Below are 16,280 nucleotides of genomic sequence, written 5' to 3'. Positions count from 1 at the left end.
AGCCCGAATCGGGCTCCGCCACTGATGGGCCGGGCGGGGACGCTTTCAGTCCTCGCCGCGCACGATGTTCCAGTCGGGGTCCGCCTGGTCCTTCCTCGGCGGCGGCGCGCCCTCGTCCTCGGCCGACGCGGGGCGGCAGGTGCGCACGCCACCGTCGACGGGCCGGAGGCTGGGCAGATGCCTGGCCGGATGTGTCCTGGAAGGCTGACTGTCGGTCCGCGTATTCACGGCTGACAACTCCTCTGACCATTACTCGGGACGGCGGCCTTCCCGCGGTCCCATGGCTCGAATCTCGAATCTGGAATGAAGTACGGCGGCAGAAGCACCGCGACTTCGCGGGTACCCACGGGACGCCGGGTCACGCCTTGGGCGTGTCGAGTCCCTCCCGGTCGCCGTGCGCCGCTCAGGATGGTGCTGCACAATGCCCGACAGTGCCGAGCGGCGAGTGGAGGCAGGATGCGGTGTCCACGCCGGGGTCCATGCCGGGGTCCATGCCGACGTGCCGGGCTGCGGATCGTGCTGCTGCCGGTGGCACTGCTGTCGTCCGCCGCCCTGGCTGTCGGCTGCGGCGGCGCCGACGACGACCGCGACACCGCCGCGCGAGCCGCCGCGGCCGCCTTCGAGAGGGCCCTGGCCGCCGAAGACACGACCGCCCTGTGCGCGGCCCTCGCCCCGGGTACGCGTGATGAGCTGGAGGCCTCCGCGAAGGCCCCGTGCACCCGCTCGATCACGGCGGAGGAGCTCCCCGCCGGCGGCGCGCCCCGCACGGTGGATGTCTACGGCCGGCAGGCCCGGGTCGTCCTCGATGCGGACACCTTGTTCCTGTCCCGGTTCCCCGGCGGCTGGAAGGTGGTCGCCGCCGGATGCCGCCCCGACGGAGCCGACAGGCCGTACAAGTGCGCGGTCAAGGGCGGCTGAGCGACCATGAGGGCGCTGTTCACGCTGTGCCTTGTCCTCGTGCTGTCGGGTCTGGCCTACTTCATCGCGCTGGGTCTGATGCACCGATGACGTGCACCGATGACGTGCGCCGATGACGCCACCGTGGAGGCCGTGGTGCGCAAATTCCTACGTGACAACTCACTCACCCTCGCATTCGGCGCGGCTTTCCTGCTCGCCCTCGCCGGACAGGCCTTCGTCGGGCGTGCCGAATTCAACGAGCAGCTCGTGACCGACGGCCTGGCCCCGGTCTCCTTGGGCACGTATGTGACGTCCTCGGACTTCGCCGTCGACGTCACCGAGAACTGGCAGTCGGAGTACCTGCAGTTCTTCCTCTACATCTTCGGCACCGTCTGGCTGCTCCAGCGTGGTTCACCGGAGTCGAAGGTCATGCACAAGGCAGGGCTGGAAACCGACGAGGAACAGCGGGTGGGCAAGTACGCCCGGTCCGACTCACCGCGCTGGGCGCGCTCCCGCGGCTGGCGCCGACTGCTGTTCTCGCACTCCCTCGGCCTGGTCATGGCCGCGCTGTTCGTGCTGTCCTGGCTCGCGCAGTCGATCGCCGGCGTCGCCGCCTACGACGAGCAGCGGCTGCGTCAGCTCCGGGCCCCCATCGGCTGGGGCGAGTACCTGGTTTCGGCCGAGTTCTGGAGCCGTACGCTGCAGAACTGGCAGTCCGAGTTCCTCGCGGTGGCGTCGATGGTCATTCTCTCCGTCTACCTGCGCCAACGCGGTTCCCCTGAGTCCAAGCCCGTCGGCTCGTCGCACCACACCACCGGCGTCGAGGGCTGATCGGCCCGAGGCGTGGGCGTAGGCGTGGGCGTGGGCCCTGGCGAGTGGGGCACTCGGCCTCGCATGACGGCACACGAAGGAATCCTTCTCGACAACACCCTCGCTCTGGGAGCCAAGGGCTATGGCTGGCTTCCCGACCTCAGGCGGCGCAACGCGGGCAGGCCCGCGGTCACGACCCGGCTGCTGGGGCGGCACACCACCGCCCTCCACGGCCGTGAGGCGGTCCGGTTCTTCTACGACGAGAAGCATGTGAAGCGCCAGTCGGCGCTGCCGGGGCCGGTCCTCGACACCCTCTTCGGGCGCGGCGCGGTACATACCCTCGACGGGCGCGCGCACGCGGCGCGCAAGGCTCTGTTCATGTCGCTCCTCAAGGACGGGGGCGGGGTGGCCGCCCTGGAGGAGCGCGCCCGCGCGGAGTGGGACGACGCGACCGCCCTGTGGGCAGCCGAACCGCGGATCGAGCTGTTCACCGAAGCCGGCGTCGCGATCACTCGCGCCGTGTGCGCCTGGGCCGGCATCCCCCTCACCGGCAGCGAGGCTCGGCAGACGGCGGCGGACCTGCTGGCCATGGTCGACGGATTCGCCACCGCGGGGCCCCGGCACTGGCGGGCCCGGCGTGCGCGCGTACGCCAGGAGGAACAGCTGATGGGCCTCGTCGAGGGCGTACGCAAGATGGAGAGGGAGCACGCGCGCGAGGGCGGCACGGAAAGCGAAATAACGGAGGATTCCGCGCTGCGGGCGGTGGCCCTGCACCGCGATCATGAGGGTGAGCTGCTCGACCCGCACACCGCGGCGGTCGAGGTGCTCAACATCATCCGCCCCACCGCGGCCGTGGCCTGGTTCATGACCTTCACCGCGCACGCGCTGCACCGGCGGCCCGGTCTGCGGGAGGCCCTGCGCGACGGCGACCGTGAGTACGCGGAGGCATTCGCCCACGAGGTGCGGCGCTTCTATCCCTTCGTGCCGTTCGTGGCCGGTCTCGCCGCCGGCGAACTGACGTGGCAGGGCACCACGATTCCCGAGGGGTCCGTCGTACTGCTGGATGTCTACGGCCACCACCACGATCCCGAGCTGTGGAGCGACCCCTACACCTTCGACCCGACACGCTTCCTGGGCAGGGAACCGGCGGGCGACGAGCTCATCGCACAGGGTGGCGGTGACGCGGCGGGGGGACACCGGTGCCCGGGTGAGGACATCACCGTCGCTCTGCTGCGGTCTCTCGCCCCGCGACTGGCGCGGATGGAGTACGAGGTGGTGCCGGATCAGGACCTGACGATCCCGCTGCGCCGGGTGCCGACCCGCCCCAGGAGCGGTTTCCTCATGACAGGGGTGTACGCAGGCTCGACAGCCCTTGCCGCCATGCGGTGAGCAGTCGCGCACCGAGCCGGTCCTCGGCCCAGCCGGTGGCGTCGATGCCGAACGTGACATCTCCTTCGAGCCCGGGGTCCTCCTCGAGCAACCCGCCGATGACGTCCCGCCGGACGATCTGCTCGTGCACCGCGTCCGCCCGTACATGCTCGGTGTAGAAGTGCACGGCCGCCGGTCCCGCCCCGGCCCGCTGCATGGCCTGCGCCATGCGCCGTGCGCCCGCCGACGACGTCACCTCCACCGCCGCGAAGTGCCCCACCAGAGCGCCGCGCAGCGAACGGTGCAGCCCGAACAGTGACATCAGATTGACGCTCATCAGCATCTCCGCGCAGGCCGCGTCCAGATAGCGCCCGTACGTGGTGTCCAGCCCGAGGTCGGCCATCAGCTTGGCGTAGAGGAGCGCGTGCACCCGCTCGGCGCGTCCCGCGCCGAACTCGTCGAACTCCACCGCCGCCATGGCCGCCTTGGCCCTCCCCCGCAGCCGCGGGATGACCCAGGCGTGCGGATCGGCCTCCTTGAGGTGGTACAGGGAGCGCTGAGCCGCGTACTCGCGAAGCTGCCACAGCTTGCCCTCCCCCTTGAGGAACTCCGAGATCCCGCTGGGCTTGACCGGCTCCACAAGGATCTCCTGGAGCGCGTCGTCCACCGAGGCGTGCCGGTGGGCGTCCGCGCGCAGCGTGGCCAGGAAGCGGCGCTCCATCGCGCCGCGCAGCCCGAGCAGCCCGGAGTCCCACTCCCAGGCCGGGTCGACGCCGGAGAACCCGCGGTAGTGCAGTTCGTAGCAGAGGTACAGCGCGAGCTGCAGATCCTCTCCGTAGGGGGTCGCCCGCTGCACCAGGTCCTGGTCCTGGGGGGTGGGCAGCGGGCGGCCGGGGCCGCCGCGCAGGGCGCGCACCACCGCGTACGACAGTTCTCCCCGGCCTTCCGGCAGTACGGGCTCGGTCACCTCACTGTTGGCGGTCCTCGATTCGTTCACTGTGCTCAGGTGCCCGCAGCGGCCTTCCCCTCACAGCCGAGGGGAACATTTCAGACGCGTGTTACTCGCCTCTGGCGGGGCACTCGCGGGGTGCGGAACGCACGAAGGACACGAAGGGAACGAGACATGTCCGACGAAGCGCGAGGCGACGACGTCTACCAGCCCGAGAACTCCGACGTGCAGAACCGCCCGAGCGGCGATCTCGACATGGAGAACGCGATCGGCGAGCGGGACCTGGACGAGATGATGGCGGAGGGGTACTCGCCGCCGGAGCGGCCCTTGGGCGTCAGCAAGTACGGCACGACGGGCGAGGAGCAGCTCCGGGGAGAATCCCTTGATCAGCGGCTCGCTCAGGAGACCCCGGACGTCGAACCGCCGGAAGGCGACGGCATCGGTGACCAGCCCGGCGACGACGGTGAACCCATGGACGAGGAGGTCGGCGACGCGCGCGCGGGACGGCTCGCGTCGGCGGACGAGATCGCGCCGCCGCGGCGCAACGACGTGCTGGCTGAGGATGTCGGGATCAACGGCGGAGCCGCGTCCGCGGAGGAGGCCGCGATGCACATCGCCGGTCAGGAACCCCAGAGCGAAAACGAACGGTCCTGAACCCTTAAAACGGTCCTGAACCTGAAAGGAGACGGCACCCCGTAGTGGGGGTGCCGTCTCCTCATGTCATGCGCTACTGCGCTATCCCTTCTCCGTGAACTCGGCGGTGAACGCCTCGCAGAAGGCCTTGAGGTCGTCCGGCTTCCGGCTGGTGATCAGAACGTTCGGCCCGCTGTCGATCATCACCTGCTCGTCCACCCACGTGCCCCCCGCGTTGCGGATGTCCGTACGCAGACTGGGCCACGACGTCAGCGTACGGCCGCGTACGACGTCGGCTTCGACGAGTGTCCATGGGGCGTGGCAGATCGCCGCGACCGGCTTGCCCGCGTCGAAGAACGCCTTGACGAGCGCGACCGCCTTCTCGTCCAAGCGCAGCGCGTCGGGGTTGGCGACCCCGCCGGGCAGCACCAGGCCGCCGTACTCGTCCACCGAGGCGTCGGCCACCACCTGGTCCACCGGGAACGTGTCCGCCTTGTCGAGGTGCTTGAAGGCCTGCACCCTCCCGGTGCGCGTGGAGATGAGCCGTGGCGTGTCTCCCGTGTCCATGACCGCCTGCCAGGGGTCGGTCAGTTCAATCTGTTCGACGCCCTCGGGCGCTGTCAGGAATGCGATCCGCATGAAGCCCGCTCCTTTGCGTGATCAGATGTGGTCGGGTGGGTGGTCAGGTGGGTGGTCAGGCCGGCGTTCCGCCCCGTTCGCTGTTCGGCTCCGCCATGCTGATCTCAGCGAGCGCCGAGTCCGGGTCCTGGGTGACGGCGAGGTCCCCGAGGCTCACCACTCCGAGAGGGCGGCCGTCCTCCATCACCGGCAGCCGTCGAACGGCATGGGTCGTCATCAGCCTGATCGCCTCCCCGACCTCCTCCTCGGGGCCGATGCACACCGGGTTGGGCGTACACACCGATTCGGCGCTGACCGCCAGCGGGTCCCTGCCCTCCGCGACCGCCCGCGTGGCGATGTCCCGGTCGGTGACGACCCCGATCAGCCGGTCGCCGTCGGCGACCAGGACGTCTCCGATGTCCAGGGCACGCATCAGGCGAGCCGCTTCGACCAGCGAGGCGTCGGGGCGCACCGCTGACACACCGGCGGTCATGACGTCTCTCACGAGCTGTGCCATGTGTGTTCACCTGCGCTTCCGTTTGTTCATGAGGTCACGCCGCCGGAGTACCCCTGGCCTGGAGGTTTGAACACGCCGCGGCAGGGGACCCGATGTCCCGGCCGAGCGGCCATGGGATGAATGGGAACTTCGGGCGCGGACGGCGGTCCGCGCCCGAAGGTTGCCCGGGTCGCGACCACACACGCCGCATAAAGCAGGTCTGGCACGTTTGCCCCTGTTGGCCCCGGGCAGGCGCTTGTCGTGCTTCGGACCGGAGGCACGCCCGTGGGAGCGGTATCCGCTCCGGGCGTGTATGCCCGGGCACAGGTGTCGTCCCCACGGTGTCAGCCAACCGTCAGCACCGTTGAGAGAGCTGAAAAACATCATGCGTACTGGTGTTCACACGAAGCATCCGCACGACGACGCCCCCGACACCGACGCGGCCTTTCTCCGGCTGGCCGCCCTGCCGGACGGGCCCGAGCGGGACACGCTGCGCCAAGAGCTCGTGGAGGCGTGGCTGCCCATGGCGGACCGGCTCGCGGGCCGCTTCCGCAATCGGGGCGAGTCGCTCGATGATCTGCGGCAGGTCGCCGCGCTCGGCCTGGTCAAAGCGGTCGACCGGTACGACCCGGAGCGCGGCAGCGCGTTTGTGAGCTTTGCCGTGCCGACGATCACGGGCGAGGTCAAACGGCACTTCCGCGACCATATGTGGACCCTCCATGTGCCCCGCCGCGTACAGGACTTGAGGGGCCGCGTCCGTACCGCGCGCCAGGAGCTCACACAGACGGTGGGGGGCCACGCGCCCACCGTCTCCGAGGTCGCCAAGAAGGCGGGTCTGACCGAGGAGGAGGCGATCGCGGGCCTGGAGGCGCTGGACAGCTATACGGCGCTCTCCCTCGACGCCGAGCTGCCCGGCGCGGACGAGGGCGACGGCTACTCGCTGAGCGACTCACTGGGCAGCCCGGACCCGGCGCTCGATGTCGTGGTCGACCGGGAGGCCGTCAAGCCCCGGCTGCGTGAACTGCCCGAACGCGAACGGAAGATCCTCTATATGCGGTTCTTCCGCGACATGACGCAGAGCAGTATCGCCGACGATCTCGGGATATCGCAGATGCATGTGTCCCGGCTCATCAGCCGCTGCTGCTCACGGCTGCGTGAGGACATCCTGCGGGAGGCCGCGTAGCGGTCCGGCCGCGGCCTCACTGCGTTTGCGGTGATCGGATACCGGACGCAGTGTGGACGAGGCGGCGCCGAGCTGATGCGCACCAGGTGCGAGCCAGGTGTCAGCCAGATGCCAGAAGGAGCGAGAGCAATGCCCAGAGGATCGAGCAGCAAACGGGAACGTCAGTACGAAAAGATCAAGGAGAGCGCCGAACAGCGGGGCGAGAGCGAGGACCGCGCCCAGGAAATCGCCGGCCGCACGGTGAACAAGGAACGCGCGCGCTCCGGCGAGGCCCGTACGGCCAGTAAGAGTTCCACGCAGGAGCCGTCGTCCGCGAGCCGGGGCGGCCAGCGGTCCCGGGGCGGAGGCGGCGGGGAGCCCACCTACGACGAGCTGTATCAGGAGGCTCAGCGGCGCAACATCCATGGGCGCTCCTCCATGAACAAGTCCGAGCTCAAGCGTTCGCTCGGCCGCTGAGCCATGCCGCAGGACGACGTGGCGGCCCTGGAGAAGGCTCTCCGCCACCGCGTCGACGGCGAAGTGCGGTTCGATGCGGGGAGCCGCGCAACGTACTCCACCGATGGTTCGAACTACCGGCAGGTGCCGATCGGCGTGGTCGTCCCGCGCCATGTCGAGGCCGCGGCCGATGCGGCGGCGGTGTGCGCCGAGTTCGGCGCGCCCCTGCTCTCCCGCGGCGGTGGAACGAGCCTCGGGGGCCAGTGCACCAACACCGCCGTCGTCATCGACTGGACGAAGTACTGCCACCGGCTGGTGATGGCCGACCCCGGACAGCGGACCTGCGTCGTCGAGCCCGGCATCGTGCTCGACGAACTGAACGGGCAGCTGTCCCGCCACGGCCTGCGGTTCGGCCCCAAGCCTTCCACGCACGGCCAGTGCACGCTCGGCGGCATGATCGGCAACAATGCGTGCGGCGCGTCGGCACAGGCGTACGGCAAGACCGTGGACAACGTGCGGCGGCTGGAGATCCTGACGTACGACGGCACGCGGTGCTGGGTCGGCCCCACCTCCGACGAGGAGTACGAGCGGATCGTCGCCGCCGGCGGCCGCAGGGCCGAGCTCTACGGGGCGCTGCGGGCGGTCATCGACCAGAACCTGGCGGAGGTCCGCCGCGGTTTTCCCCGTATCCCGCGCCGGGTCTCCGGCTACAACCTGGACTCGCTGCTGCCCGAGAACGGGTTCGACGTCGCGCGGGCGCTGGTCGGCAGTGAGTCCACGCTGGTGACGGTCCTGCACGCGGAACTCGACCTGGTGCCGGTGCCGCCGTTCGAGTCCATGCTGGTGCTCGGCTACGGCGACATCCGCGCCGCCGCCGACGCCGTACCGGAACTGCTCGCGCACAGCAGCCCGACGCAGCTGGAAGCGCTCGACGGCCGGATGGCGCAGCTGATGCGCGCGGAACATGCCCATGTGGAGTCGCTGGACATGTTCCCGGAGGGCGAGAGCTGGCTGCTGCTGCAGTTCAGCGGGGACACCCAGGACGAGGTGGACGGCCAGGCGCAGGATCTGCTGCGCTCACTGGGCCGCGGCGAGGACGATCCGACGGTCGCGTTCTCCGACGATCCGGCGCGGGAACGCCGCATGCTCAAGGCGCGGGAAGCCGGACTGGGGGTGACCGCGCGCCCGCCGGGCGAGCGGGAGACCTGGGAGGGGTGGGAGGACTCCGCCGTGCCCCCGGAGAAGCTCGGTGACTATCTGCGTGACCTCAAAGAGCTTTACGCGCGGTACGACTACGACCGCCCCGCCCTCTACGGGCACTTCGGGCAGGGCTGCGTCCACACCCGTATCCCCTTCGAGCTGACCACCGCCGAAGGCGTCGCGGACTTCCGCGGCTTCCTGCTGAGCGCCGCGGACCTGGTCGCCTCCTACGGAGGGTCGCTGTCCGGCGAGCACGGCGACGGGCAGGCGCGCGGCGAACTGCTGGAGCGGATGTACGGCGAGCGGCTCGTCGCCGCGTTCGGCGACGTCAAGAGCGTCTTCGACCCGCACAACCGGATGAATCCCGGCAAGGTCGTCGCTCCCCGCCCGCTCGATGAGGATCTGCGGCTCGGCCCGCTGTGGAAGCCGGCGCGGCCCGGCACCCATTTCGGTTACCCGGAGGACGAGCGCTCCTTCACCCGGGCGGTCATGCGCTGTGTCGGGATCGGCAACTGCCGTACGCGGAGCGGCGGCGTGATGTGCCCCTCCTACCGGGCGACGCGCGAGGAGGAGCACTCCACCCGCGGCCGGGCGCGCCTGCTGTTCGAAATGCTGGGCGGGCACGCGGACTCGCCCGTCACCGACGGCTGGCGCTCCACCGAGGTCCGCGACGCCCTCGATCTCTGTCTGGCCTGCAAGGGCTGCAAGTCCGACTGCCCGGTCGGCGTCGACATGGCCACCTACAAGGCGGAGTTCCTCTCCCATCACTACGCGGGGCGGCTGCGGCCCGCCGCCCACTACTCGCTGGGCTGGCTGCCGCTCTGGGCGCGGCTTTCCCGGCTCGCCCCCCGGCCGGTCAACGCCGTGCTCCAGGCCGCCGGAGTGGCACGGCTCGGCAAGCGCCTGGCGGGCGTGACCCCGAAGCGCGAAGCGCCGGTCTTCGCACGGGAGTCGTTCCTCCAGTGGTGGCGTGCGCGCGGCTCGGCGGAGCCGGATCCGGCCGATCCGCGCGCGGTGGTGCTGTGGCCCGACACGTTCACGACGTACTTCCACCCGGGCATCGCCACCTCGGCGGTACAGGTGCTGGAGAGCGCCGGATTCCGCGTCGCCGTGCCCACCGAGCCGGTGTGCTGCGGTCTGACCTGGATCTCCACCGGACAGCTCGTCACCGCCCGGCGGGCGCTGCGGCGCACGATCGAGGTGCTGCGGCCCTGGCTCGACGCCGGTACGCCGATCGTCGGGCTTGAGCCTTCGTGCGCGGCCGTCTTCCGGGCGGACGCGCCCGAGCTGATGCCCGACGACCCGGATGTGCACAGGCTGGCCCGGCAGTTCCGTACGTTCTCCGAGCTGCTGGTCAACGAAGCCCCCGACGGCTGGCAGCCGCCCGTACTCGCCAGGACGGCCACCGTCCAGACGCACTGCCACCAGCACGCGGTACTGGCCACCGACGCCGACCGCGAGCTGATGCGCCGTGCCGGGATCCACGCCGACGTCCTGGACGCCGGATGCTGCGGTCTCGCGGGCAACTTCGGCTTCGAGCGCGGGCACCACAAGGTCTCGATGGCCGTGGGCGAACTGGGCGTCCTGCCCGCCGTACGGGCGACGGCCCCGAGCTCGCTCGTGATCGCGGACGGGTTCAGCTGCCGTACGCAGCTGGAGCACGGCGGGACAGGACGGCGCGCGGTCCACCTGGCCGAGGCGCTGGCGTTCGGCCTCGACGGGCCTGTCCCCACCCACCACCCGGAGAAACTCTCCGTCCGCCCGGTGGCTTCCCGCTCCGACGCCCGCCTCGTCACGGCGTTCTCGCTGGCGGCCCTCACCGCCGTCGCCGCCGGGGCGGTCGGTCTCTGTCTGCGGGGACGCCGCACCCCGTCCGTACCGCCCCACGTGGCGAGATGAAAGGAATCACCGTGTCGATCAAAGTGTCCGACTACATCCTCCAGCGGCTGCGCGAGTGGGACGTCGAGCATGTGTTCGCGTACGCCGGAGACGGCATCAACGGCCTGCTGGCCGCCTGGGGCCGGGCGGACAACAAGCCCATGTTCATCCAGTCGCGCCACGAGGAGATGTCCGCGTTCCAGGCCGTCGGCTACGCGAAGTTCTCCGGTCGCGTGGGGGTCTGCGCCGCGACGTCCGGGCCGGGCGCGATCCATCTGCTCAATGGCCTCTACGACGCGAAGCTCGACCATGTGCCGGTCGTCGCGATCGTCGGACAGACCAACCGCAGCGCCATGGGCGGCTCGTACCAGCAGGAAGTGGACCTGCTGAGCCTGTACAAGGATGTGGCCTCGGACTACGTCGAGATGGTCACCGTCCCCGAGCAGCTGCCGAACGTCCTCGACCGTGCCCTGCGCACGGCGTACGCCAAGCGGACGGTGACAGCCGTCATCATCCCCGCCGACGTACAGGAACTGGACTACACACCGCCGCAGCACGCCTTCAAAATGGTGCCCTCCAGCCTCGGTGCGGTGTCCTACGCGCCGGTCCCGGCGGACAACGACATCGCGCGGGCCGCGAAGCTGATCAACGAGGGCGAGAAGGTCGCCATCCTCATCGGGCAGGGCGCGCGCGGCGCGCGGGACCAGGTCGAGGAGCTCTCCGAGGTACTCAGCGCCGGGGTGGCCAAGGCGCTGCTGGGCAAGGACGTGCTGCCGGACGACCTGCCGTATGTGACGGGCGCGATCGGTCTGCTGGGCACCCGCCCTTCGTACGACTTGATGCAGGGCTGCGACACGCTGCTCGTCATCGGCTCCAGCTTCCCCTATACGCAGTTCATGCCGGAGTTCGGCCAGGCCAGGGCGGTGCAGATCGACATCGATCCGTTCATGATCGGCATGCGCTATCCCTTCGAGATCAACCTCGTCGGCGAGGCGCAGGAGACGCTCAAACGGCTGCTGCCGCAGCTGAAGCGGAAGAAGCGGGGGTCGTGGCGGAAGAAGATCGAGAAGGAAAACGCGCGCTGGTGGGAGGTAATGGAGCGGCGCGCCGCCGTGGAAGCGGACCCGGTCAACCCGGAGTTCGTGGTGCACGCCCTGGACGCGCTGCTGCCGTACGACGCGATCCTGACGGCCGACTCGGGTTCGGCGGCGAACTGGTACGCCAGGCATCTGCGTATGCGCGGCACGATGCGCGGGTCGCTCTCGGGCACGCTGGCGACGATGGGGCCCGGCGTGCCGTACGCGATCGGCGCCAAGTTCGCCCACCCCGGCCGTCCCGCGATCGCCCTCGTGGGTGACGGGGCGATGCAGATGAACGGCATGGCCGAAATGATCACCGCGGCCAAGTACTGGGAGCAGTGGGCCGATCCGCGGCTGGTCGTGGCCGTACTCAACAACGGCGACCTCAATCAGGTCACCTGGGAGATGCGCGCGATGTCCGGAGCCCCGCAGTTCCTGCCCTCGCAGGCGATCCCGGACGTGCCTTACGCGGACTTCGCCCGGTCCATCGGACTCGGCGGGGTACGGGTGGAGAAGCCCGGCGACGTCGAGGCCGCCTGGCGCGAGGCGCTGAACGCCGAGCGTCCCTTCGTCATCGACTTCCGCACCGACCCTGCGGTGCCGCCGATCCCGCCGCACGCGACACTCGACCAGATCGAGGCCGCGGCGACGTCGATCCTGAAGGGCGACAGCGACCGTGCCGCGGTGCTCCGCCAGGGGTTCAAGGCGAAGGTACAGGAGATGCTGCCGGGCGGCCCCCGCCGGAAGGAGAAGGAGTAACAGCGGTGGACGAGCCGGTGGTGGAGGCGGTGGAGGCCGCGGAGTGCACGGTCCCCACCGAAGGACCGGAGGCGGACGGCACACTCGCCTGGGACGCGACGACGCTGATCCTCGTCCAGCGCGCTCCGGCGCCACCACCGGGCTCGGCTACACCTACGGCGCGCCCGGCACCGCGCAGGTGGTCACCGGGCAGCTCGCCGGCATCGTGACCGGCAGGCGCGCCTGGGACATCCCGGCCGCCAACGAGGCGATGAGCCGTGCCGTACGCAACGCGGGCCGACCCGGTCTTGTCGCGGGCGCGATCTCGGCCGTCGACATCGCGCTGTGGGATCTCAAGGCGCGCCTGCTGGGCCTGCCGCTCGTACGGCTGCTCGGCGCCGTCCACGAGGAGGCGCCGGTCTATGGGAGCGGCGGGTTCACCACGTACGACGACGGCCGGCAGGACAGGCAGTTGCGTCGCTGGTGCGAGGAGGAGGGCATCCCCCGTGTCAAGATCAAGATCGGTGAGTCCTGGGGGCAGGCGGAGGACCGGGACCTGGAGCGCGTCCGGCGGGCGCGGGCCGGTGTCGGCGATGGTGTCGAGCTCTATGTCGACGCCAATGGCGCGTACACCCGCAAGCAGGCGAGGCGTGTGGCCGCTCACCTCGACGGCCAAGGTGTCACCTGGTTCGAGGAGCCCGTCTCCTCCGACGACTTGACCGGCCTGGCGCAGCTGCGCGCGGCTGTCGCGCCGGAGGTGACCGCCGGGGAGTACGGCTACACGCTCGCCTACTTCCAGCACATGCTGGGCGCGCACGCGGTGGACTGCCTCCAGGCGGACGCGACACGCTGCGGCGGGGTCGGTGCCCAACCTCCGGCATGTGGAGTGGTTCCACGACCACGTACGTATCGAGAGGGAGTTCTTCGCGGGTGTCCTGGACCCGGCCGGGGGCTCCCTTCGCCCTGGGGCGGACGGGGAGCCGGGGCACGGTCTGACGCTGCGCGCGGATGCGGCGGAGCGGTACCGCCCGGCCTGAGTTCAGCCTGAACTCAGCCTGAACTCACCGAGATCTGAGGGGCATGGCATGCGACGCAAGACAGTCGTCGTCACCGGGGCGAGCGCGGGAGTCGGACGCGCGACGGCCCGGCTGTTCGCTCGGCAGGGCGCGAACGTCGTGCTGATCGCCCACGGCAGGGCCGGACTCGACGCCGCCGCGGCGGAGGTGGAGTCGGCCGGGGGCCGCGCCCTGGTGCTGCCCGCGGATGTGGCCGACCACGCGCAGGTCGAAGCGGCCGCCGATGCGGCGGAGCAGGCCATGGGACCGATCGACGTATGGGTGAATGACGCGTTCACCTCCGTGTTCGCCGAGTTCACGGACATCGGACCCGAGGAGTTCGAGCGGGTCACCGAGGTCACGTATCTGGGGTGTGTGTACGGCACCATGGCGGCGCTGAAGCGGATGGCGCCCCGGGACGCGGGCACCGTCGTCCAGGTCGGATCGGCGCTCGGCGACCGGTCCATCCCCCTCCAGTCGGCGTACTGCGGCGCAAAGCACGCCGTGAACGGCTTCACCTCGGCGGTTCGCACGGAGCTGATGCACCGGCGCAGTCGGGTGAACATCACGGTGGTGCAGCTGCCCGCGGTCAACACCCCGCAGTTCTCGTGGGTGCTGTCCCGGCTGCCGGACCAGCCGCAGCCCGTTCCACCGATGTACCAGCCCGAGGTCGCCGCGCGCGCCGTCGTGCACGCGGCGGCCCACCCACGCCGTAAGCAGTACTACGTCGATGGCTCCACGGCGGCGACCATCCTCGCCGGCAAGGTCGCACCGCCACTGCTGGACCGCTATCTGGCCCGTACGGGCTTCGCCTCGCAGCAGACCGGCGTCAGGGCGCCCGCCGCCCGGCCCGCCAATCTGTGGGAGCCGGTGGACGGCCCCGAGGGGCACGACTACGGGGCCCATGGTGCCTTCGACGACCGCGCCCATGCGCACTCGGTGCAGGCGGCCGTCTCGCGCCATCCTGTCCTGGCCGCCTTCGCGCTGGTGGGGGCCGCGCTGGGCGCCGCGGAGTTCCTGCGCTCCGGGAACAGGACGCCCTGACGCGGATGGGTGCTCTGCTGGCACTGGCTTCGGCGGCTTGTTACGGCGTTGTCGATTTCCTCGGCGGACTGCTGTCGCGCCGGTTTCATTTCGCGGTCGTCTCCTTCCTGGGGCAGCTCGGCGGCCTGCTGCTCGCGCTGGTCGCCGCGATCCTCGTACCGGCCGGTGCGGTCCGGTGGGACGACCTGGTGTGGGGAGCCCTGTCCGGGGTCGGCAGCGGTGTGGCCATGTACTTCCTCAACCGCGGGCTCAGCCATGGGGCCATGAGCATCGTGGTGCCGGTGAGCGCCGTGACCGGGGTTGCGCTGTCCGTGCTGTGCGGGGTGTGGGTGCTGGGCGACCGGCCGACACCGCCGGCCTGGCTGGGCATCTGCGTCACCGTGCCCGCGCTGTGGCTCGTCTCCCGCGGGTCCTCAGACGGAGCGGCGACGACCGGGCAGGCGTCGCTGGACGGCCTGATCGCCAGCGTGGGGGTCGCGGTGCAGTACGTCGGACTCGCCCAGGCAGACCCGGCGAGCGGTCTGTGGGCGGTGGCCGCCGGGCGCGTCGCCGCTGTCCTGTTCCTGCTGCCGAGCACATGGCGGCACGCCGCGCATTTCCGGCAGCCCGTACGACTGCTGGGAGCGGCGGGCGCGATCGGGGCGGGGGCGGCTTTCGCCCTCATCCTGTATCTGTGGGCGACGCAACTGCAGATGCTTGCCCTGGCGGTTGTACTGGCTTCCCTGTATCCGGCCATTCCGGTGGTTCTCGGTCTCGTGGTACTGCACGAGAAGGTGACGTGGGCGCAGGCCGTGGGCCTGGTGGCAGCGGCATGCGCGATCGTGCTGCTGACCCTGGGATGATGACGCAGGACGGGGCGAGGTGTGGGCGGGTCGGGGGCGGACGGTGCGACGGACAGACAGCAGTGCGGCGAGTACGGCCGGTGCGGGACTGGGGACACGTACCGCGAGTCTCGCGGACTGGGAGCGGGGACACGTTCTCGCGGCGCTTGCCGTCCTGGTGGCCTGCCTGCTGGCGTTTCATGGAGCCGTGCCCAATATGGCCGGCCGTCCCGGCAGCCTCCTGGAGACGTTTCTGCCCTGGCTCGGCCTGACCGTTCCCGTACTGCTGGGACTGGCGTGGTGGCGCCGCTCGGCGGTCGCGTCGCTCGCGGTACTCCTGCCGGTCGCGGCATGGATGAGCCTCTTCGGCGACCTGCTGCCGTCCGCGTCGGACCGCTCTCCACACGATCTGACGGCGGTGCAGCACAACGTCAGCGATGTGAATCCCGACCCGGCGGGCACCGCGAGAGCCCTGCTGAGGACCGGTGCGGACCTCATCGCCCTGGAGGAGTTGACGCCCGCCGCGCTGCCCACCTTCGCCGCCGCCCTGGCACCGGACTATCCCCACCATGCGACGCGGGGCACGGTCGGGCTCTGGTCGAGGTATCCGCTCGCGGACGTACGGCAGGTGGACATCAAGCCGCCGGGCATCGGGGAAGGCTGGAACCGCGGCCTGCGGGCCACGGCCGCCACCTCGCGGGGCGCTGTCGCCGTCTATGTCGCTCACCTGCCCTCCGTACGCCTCGGCCTGGGGAACGGGTTCAGTTCGGGGTGGCGGGACGAGAGCGCCGCTCTGCTCGGGGCGGCGATCGCCGCCGAGCCGCTGGACACGGTGATTCTGCTGGGGGACCTCAACAGCACCGTGGACGATCGCGGGCTGGCTCCGGTCAGTTCGCGGATGAACGCGGCGGGGCCAGGGTTCGCGTTCAGCTGGCCCGCGTCGCTGCCCGTGGCCCGGATCGACCAGATCATGACCCGTTCGGCCACCGTCACCAAGGTCTGGTCGCTGCCCGCGACCGGCAGCGACCATCTGCCGATCGCCGCTCACCTCAGGCTCCACACCAGGCGCTGACCAG

Annotated in this window: 15 protein-coding genes and 1 pseudogene; 12 read left to right on the top strand and 4 right to left on the bottom strand. The window is 70.5% G+C overall.

All coding sequences use genetic code 11. From position 1 onward, the window contains the following. Positions 1–45: 45 nt before the first annotated feature. A complete protein-coding gene (locus ACIHCQ_RS30655) occupies positions 46–228 on the bottom strand; it encodes a hypothetical protein (RefSeq protein ID WP_399669437.1) in 183 nt (60 codons plus the stop codon). 288 nt (positions 229–516) lie between these two features. Here ACIHCQ_RS30655 and ACIHCQ_RS30650 point away from each other — a divergent pair, with 288 nt between their 5' ends. The 3 genes from ACIHCQ_RS30650 (at position 517) to ACIHCQ_RS30640 (ending at position 3,096) form a co-directional block, all read left to right on the top strand. Further along, positions 517–918, top strand: coding sequence for a hypothetical protein (locus ACIHCQ_RS30650; RefSeq protein ID WP_399669434.1), 402 nt, complete (start codon positions 517–519; stop codon positions 916–918). A 99-nt stretch (positions 919–1,017) separates the two neighbouring features. Next, positions 1,018–1,728, top strand: coding sequence for a DUF6766 family protein (locus ACIHCQ_RS30645; protein WP_399669431.1), 711 nt, complete (start codon positions 1,018–1,020; stop codon positions 1,726–1,728). Positions 1,729–1,791: 63 nt separating this feature from the next. After that, positions 1,792–3,096: a cytochrome P450 gene (locus ACIHCQ_RS30640; RefSeq protein ID WP_399669428.1), complete on the top strand. Its 1,305-nt coding sequence runs from the start codon at positions 1,792–1,794 to the stop codon at positions 3,094–3,096. Here ACIHCQ_RS30640 and ACIHCQ_RS30635 read toward each other — a convergent pair. Continuing rightward, on the bottom strand, positions 3,047–4,042 hold the full coding sequence (locus ACIHCQ_RS30635; protein WP_399669424.1) for an iron-containing redox enzyme family protein: 996 nt from the start codon (positions 4,040–4,042) through the stop codon (positions 3,047–3,049). The genes ACIHCQ_RS30640 and ACIHCQ_RS30635 overlap by 50 nt on opposite strands. 156 nt (positions 4,043–4,198) lie before the next feature. Between ACIHCQ_RS30635 and ACIHCQ_RS30630 the strand changes: the two genes are divergently transcribed. After that, a complete protein-coding gene (locus tag ACIHCQ_RS30630) occupies positions 4,199–4,678 on the top strand; it encodes a DUF5709 domain-containing protein (protein WP_399669421.1) in 480 nt (159 codons plus the stop codon). An 81-nt stretch (positions 4,679–4,759) separates the two neighbouring features. Here ACIHCQ_RS30630 and ACIHCQ_RS30625 read toward each other — a convergent pair whose 3' ends face one another. Both ACIHCQ_RS30625 and ACIHCQ_RS30620 read right to left on the bottom strand, forming a co-directional pair. Next, complete coding sequence (locus ACIHCQ_RS30625; RefSeq protein WP_399669418.1) at positions 4,760–5,296, bottom strand: type 1 glutamine amidotransferase domain-containing protein; 537 nt, start codon at positions 5,294–5,296, stop codon at positions 4,760–4,762. Positions 5,297–5,351: 55 nt separating this feature from the next. Further along, positions 5,352–5,792, bottom strand: a complete 441-nt coding sequence (locus ACIHCQ_RS30620) for a CBS domain-containing protein (RefSeq protein ID WP_399669415.1) — start codon at positions 5,790–5,792, stop codon at positions 5,352–5,354. A gap of 364 nt (positions 5,793–6,156) precedes the next feature. On the opposite strand from ACIHCQ_RS30620, the gene ACIHCQ_RS30615 reads away from it, so the two are divergent. The 8 genes and pseudogenes from ACIHCQ_RS30615 to ACIHCQ_RS30580 all read left to right on the top strand — a co-directional run bounded on the left by ACIHCQ_RS30615 (position 6,157) and on the right by ACIHCQ_RS30580 (position 16,276). Further along, the gene (locus ACIHCQ_RS30615) at positions 6,157–6,954 is read left to right on the top strand and encodes an RNA polymerase sigma factor SigF (protein WP_399669412.1); all 798 of its coding nucleotides are present in this window, start codon (positions 6,157–6,159) and stop codon (positions 6,952–6,954) included. A gap of 129 nt (positions 6,955–7,083) precedes the next feature. Continuing rightward, on the top strand, positions 7,084–7,410 hold the full coding sequence (locus ACIHCQ_RS30610; RefSeq protein WP_399669410.1) for a plasmid stabilization protein: 327 nt from the start codon (positions 7,084–7,086) through the stop codon (positions 7,408–7,410). A 3-nt stretch (positions 7,411–7,413) separates the two neighbouring features. Then, complete coding sequence (locus ACIHCQ_RS30605; RefSeq protein WP_399669407.1) at positions 7,414–10,488, top strand: FAD-binding and (Fe-S)-binding domain-containing protein; 3,075 nt, start codon at positions 7,414–7,416, stop codon at positions 10,486–10,488. Beyond that, entirely contained in the window at positions 10,485–12,305 is a 1,821-nt protein-coding gene (locus ACIHCQ_RS30600) for a thiamine pyrophosphate-requiring protein (protein WP_399669405.1), read from the top strand. The genes ACIHCQ_RS30605 and ACIHCQ_RS30600 overlap by 4 nt, the downstream gene beginning before the upstream one ends. 20 nt (positions 12,306–12,325) lie before the next feature. Next, positions 12,326–13,321: pseudogene (locus ACIHCQ_RS30595) on the top strand (enolase C-terminal domain-like protein). A gap of 48 nt (positions 13,322–13,369) precedes the next feature. Further along, positions 13,370–14,383 carry an SDR family oxidoreductase gene (locus ACIHCQ_RS30590; protein ID WP_399669402.1) on the top strand — a complete coding sequence of 338 codons (1,014 nt, stop codon included), beginning with the start codon at positions 13,370–13,372 and terminating at the stop codon, positions 14,381–14,383. Positions 14,384–14,388: 5 nt separating this feature from the next. Then, positions 14,389–15,225: an EamA family transporter gene (locus ACIHCQ_RS30585; RefSeq protein WP_399669399.1), complete on the top strand. Its 837-nt coding sequence runs from the start codon at positions 14,389–14,391 to the stop codon at positions 15,223–15,225. A gap of 43 nt (positions 15,226–15,268) precedes the next feature. Then, complete coding sequence (locus ACIHCQ_RS30580) at positions 15,269–16,276, top strand: endonuclease/exonuclease/phosphatase family protein (RefSeq protein WP_399669396.1); 1,008 nt, start codon at positions 15,269–15,271, stop codon at positions 16,274–16,276. The last annotated feature ends 4 nt before the right edge of the window (positions 16,277–16,280 follow it).

The organism is Streptomyces sp. NPDC052236 (assembly GCF_044548015.1).
Taxonomy (GTDB): Bacteria; Actinomycetota; Actinomycetes; order Streptomycetales; family Streptomycetaceae; genus Streptomyces.
Note: the sequence above shows the minus strand (reverse complement) of the source record. Positions and strands in the feature narration are given on the sequence as shown.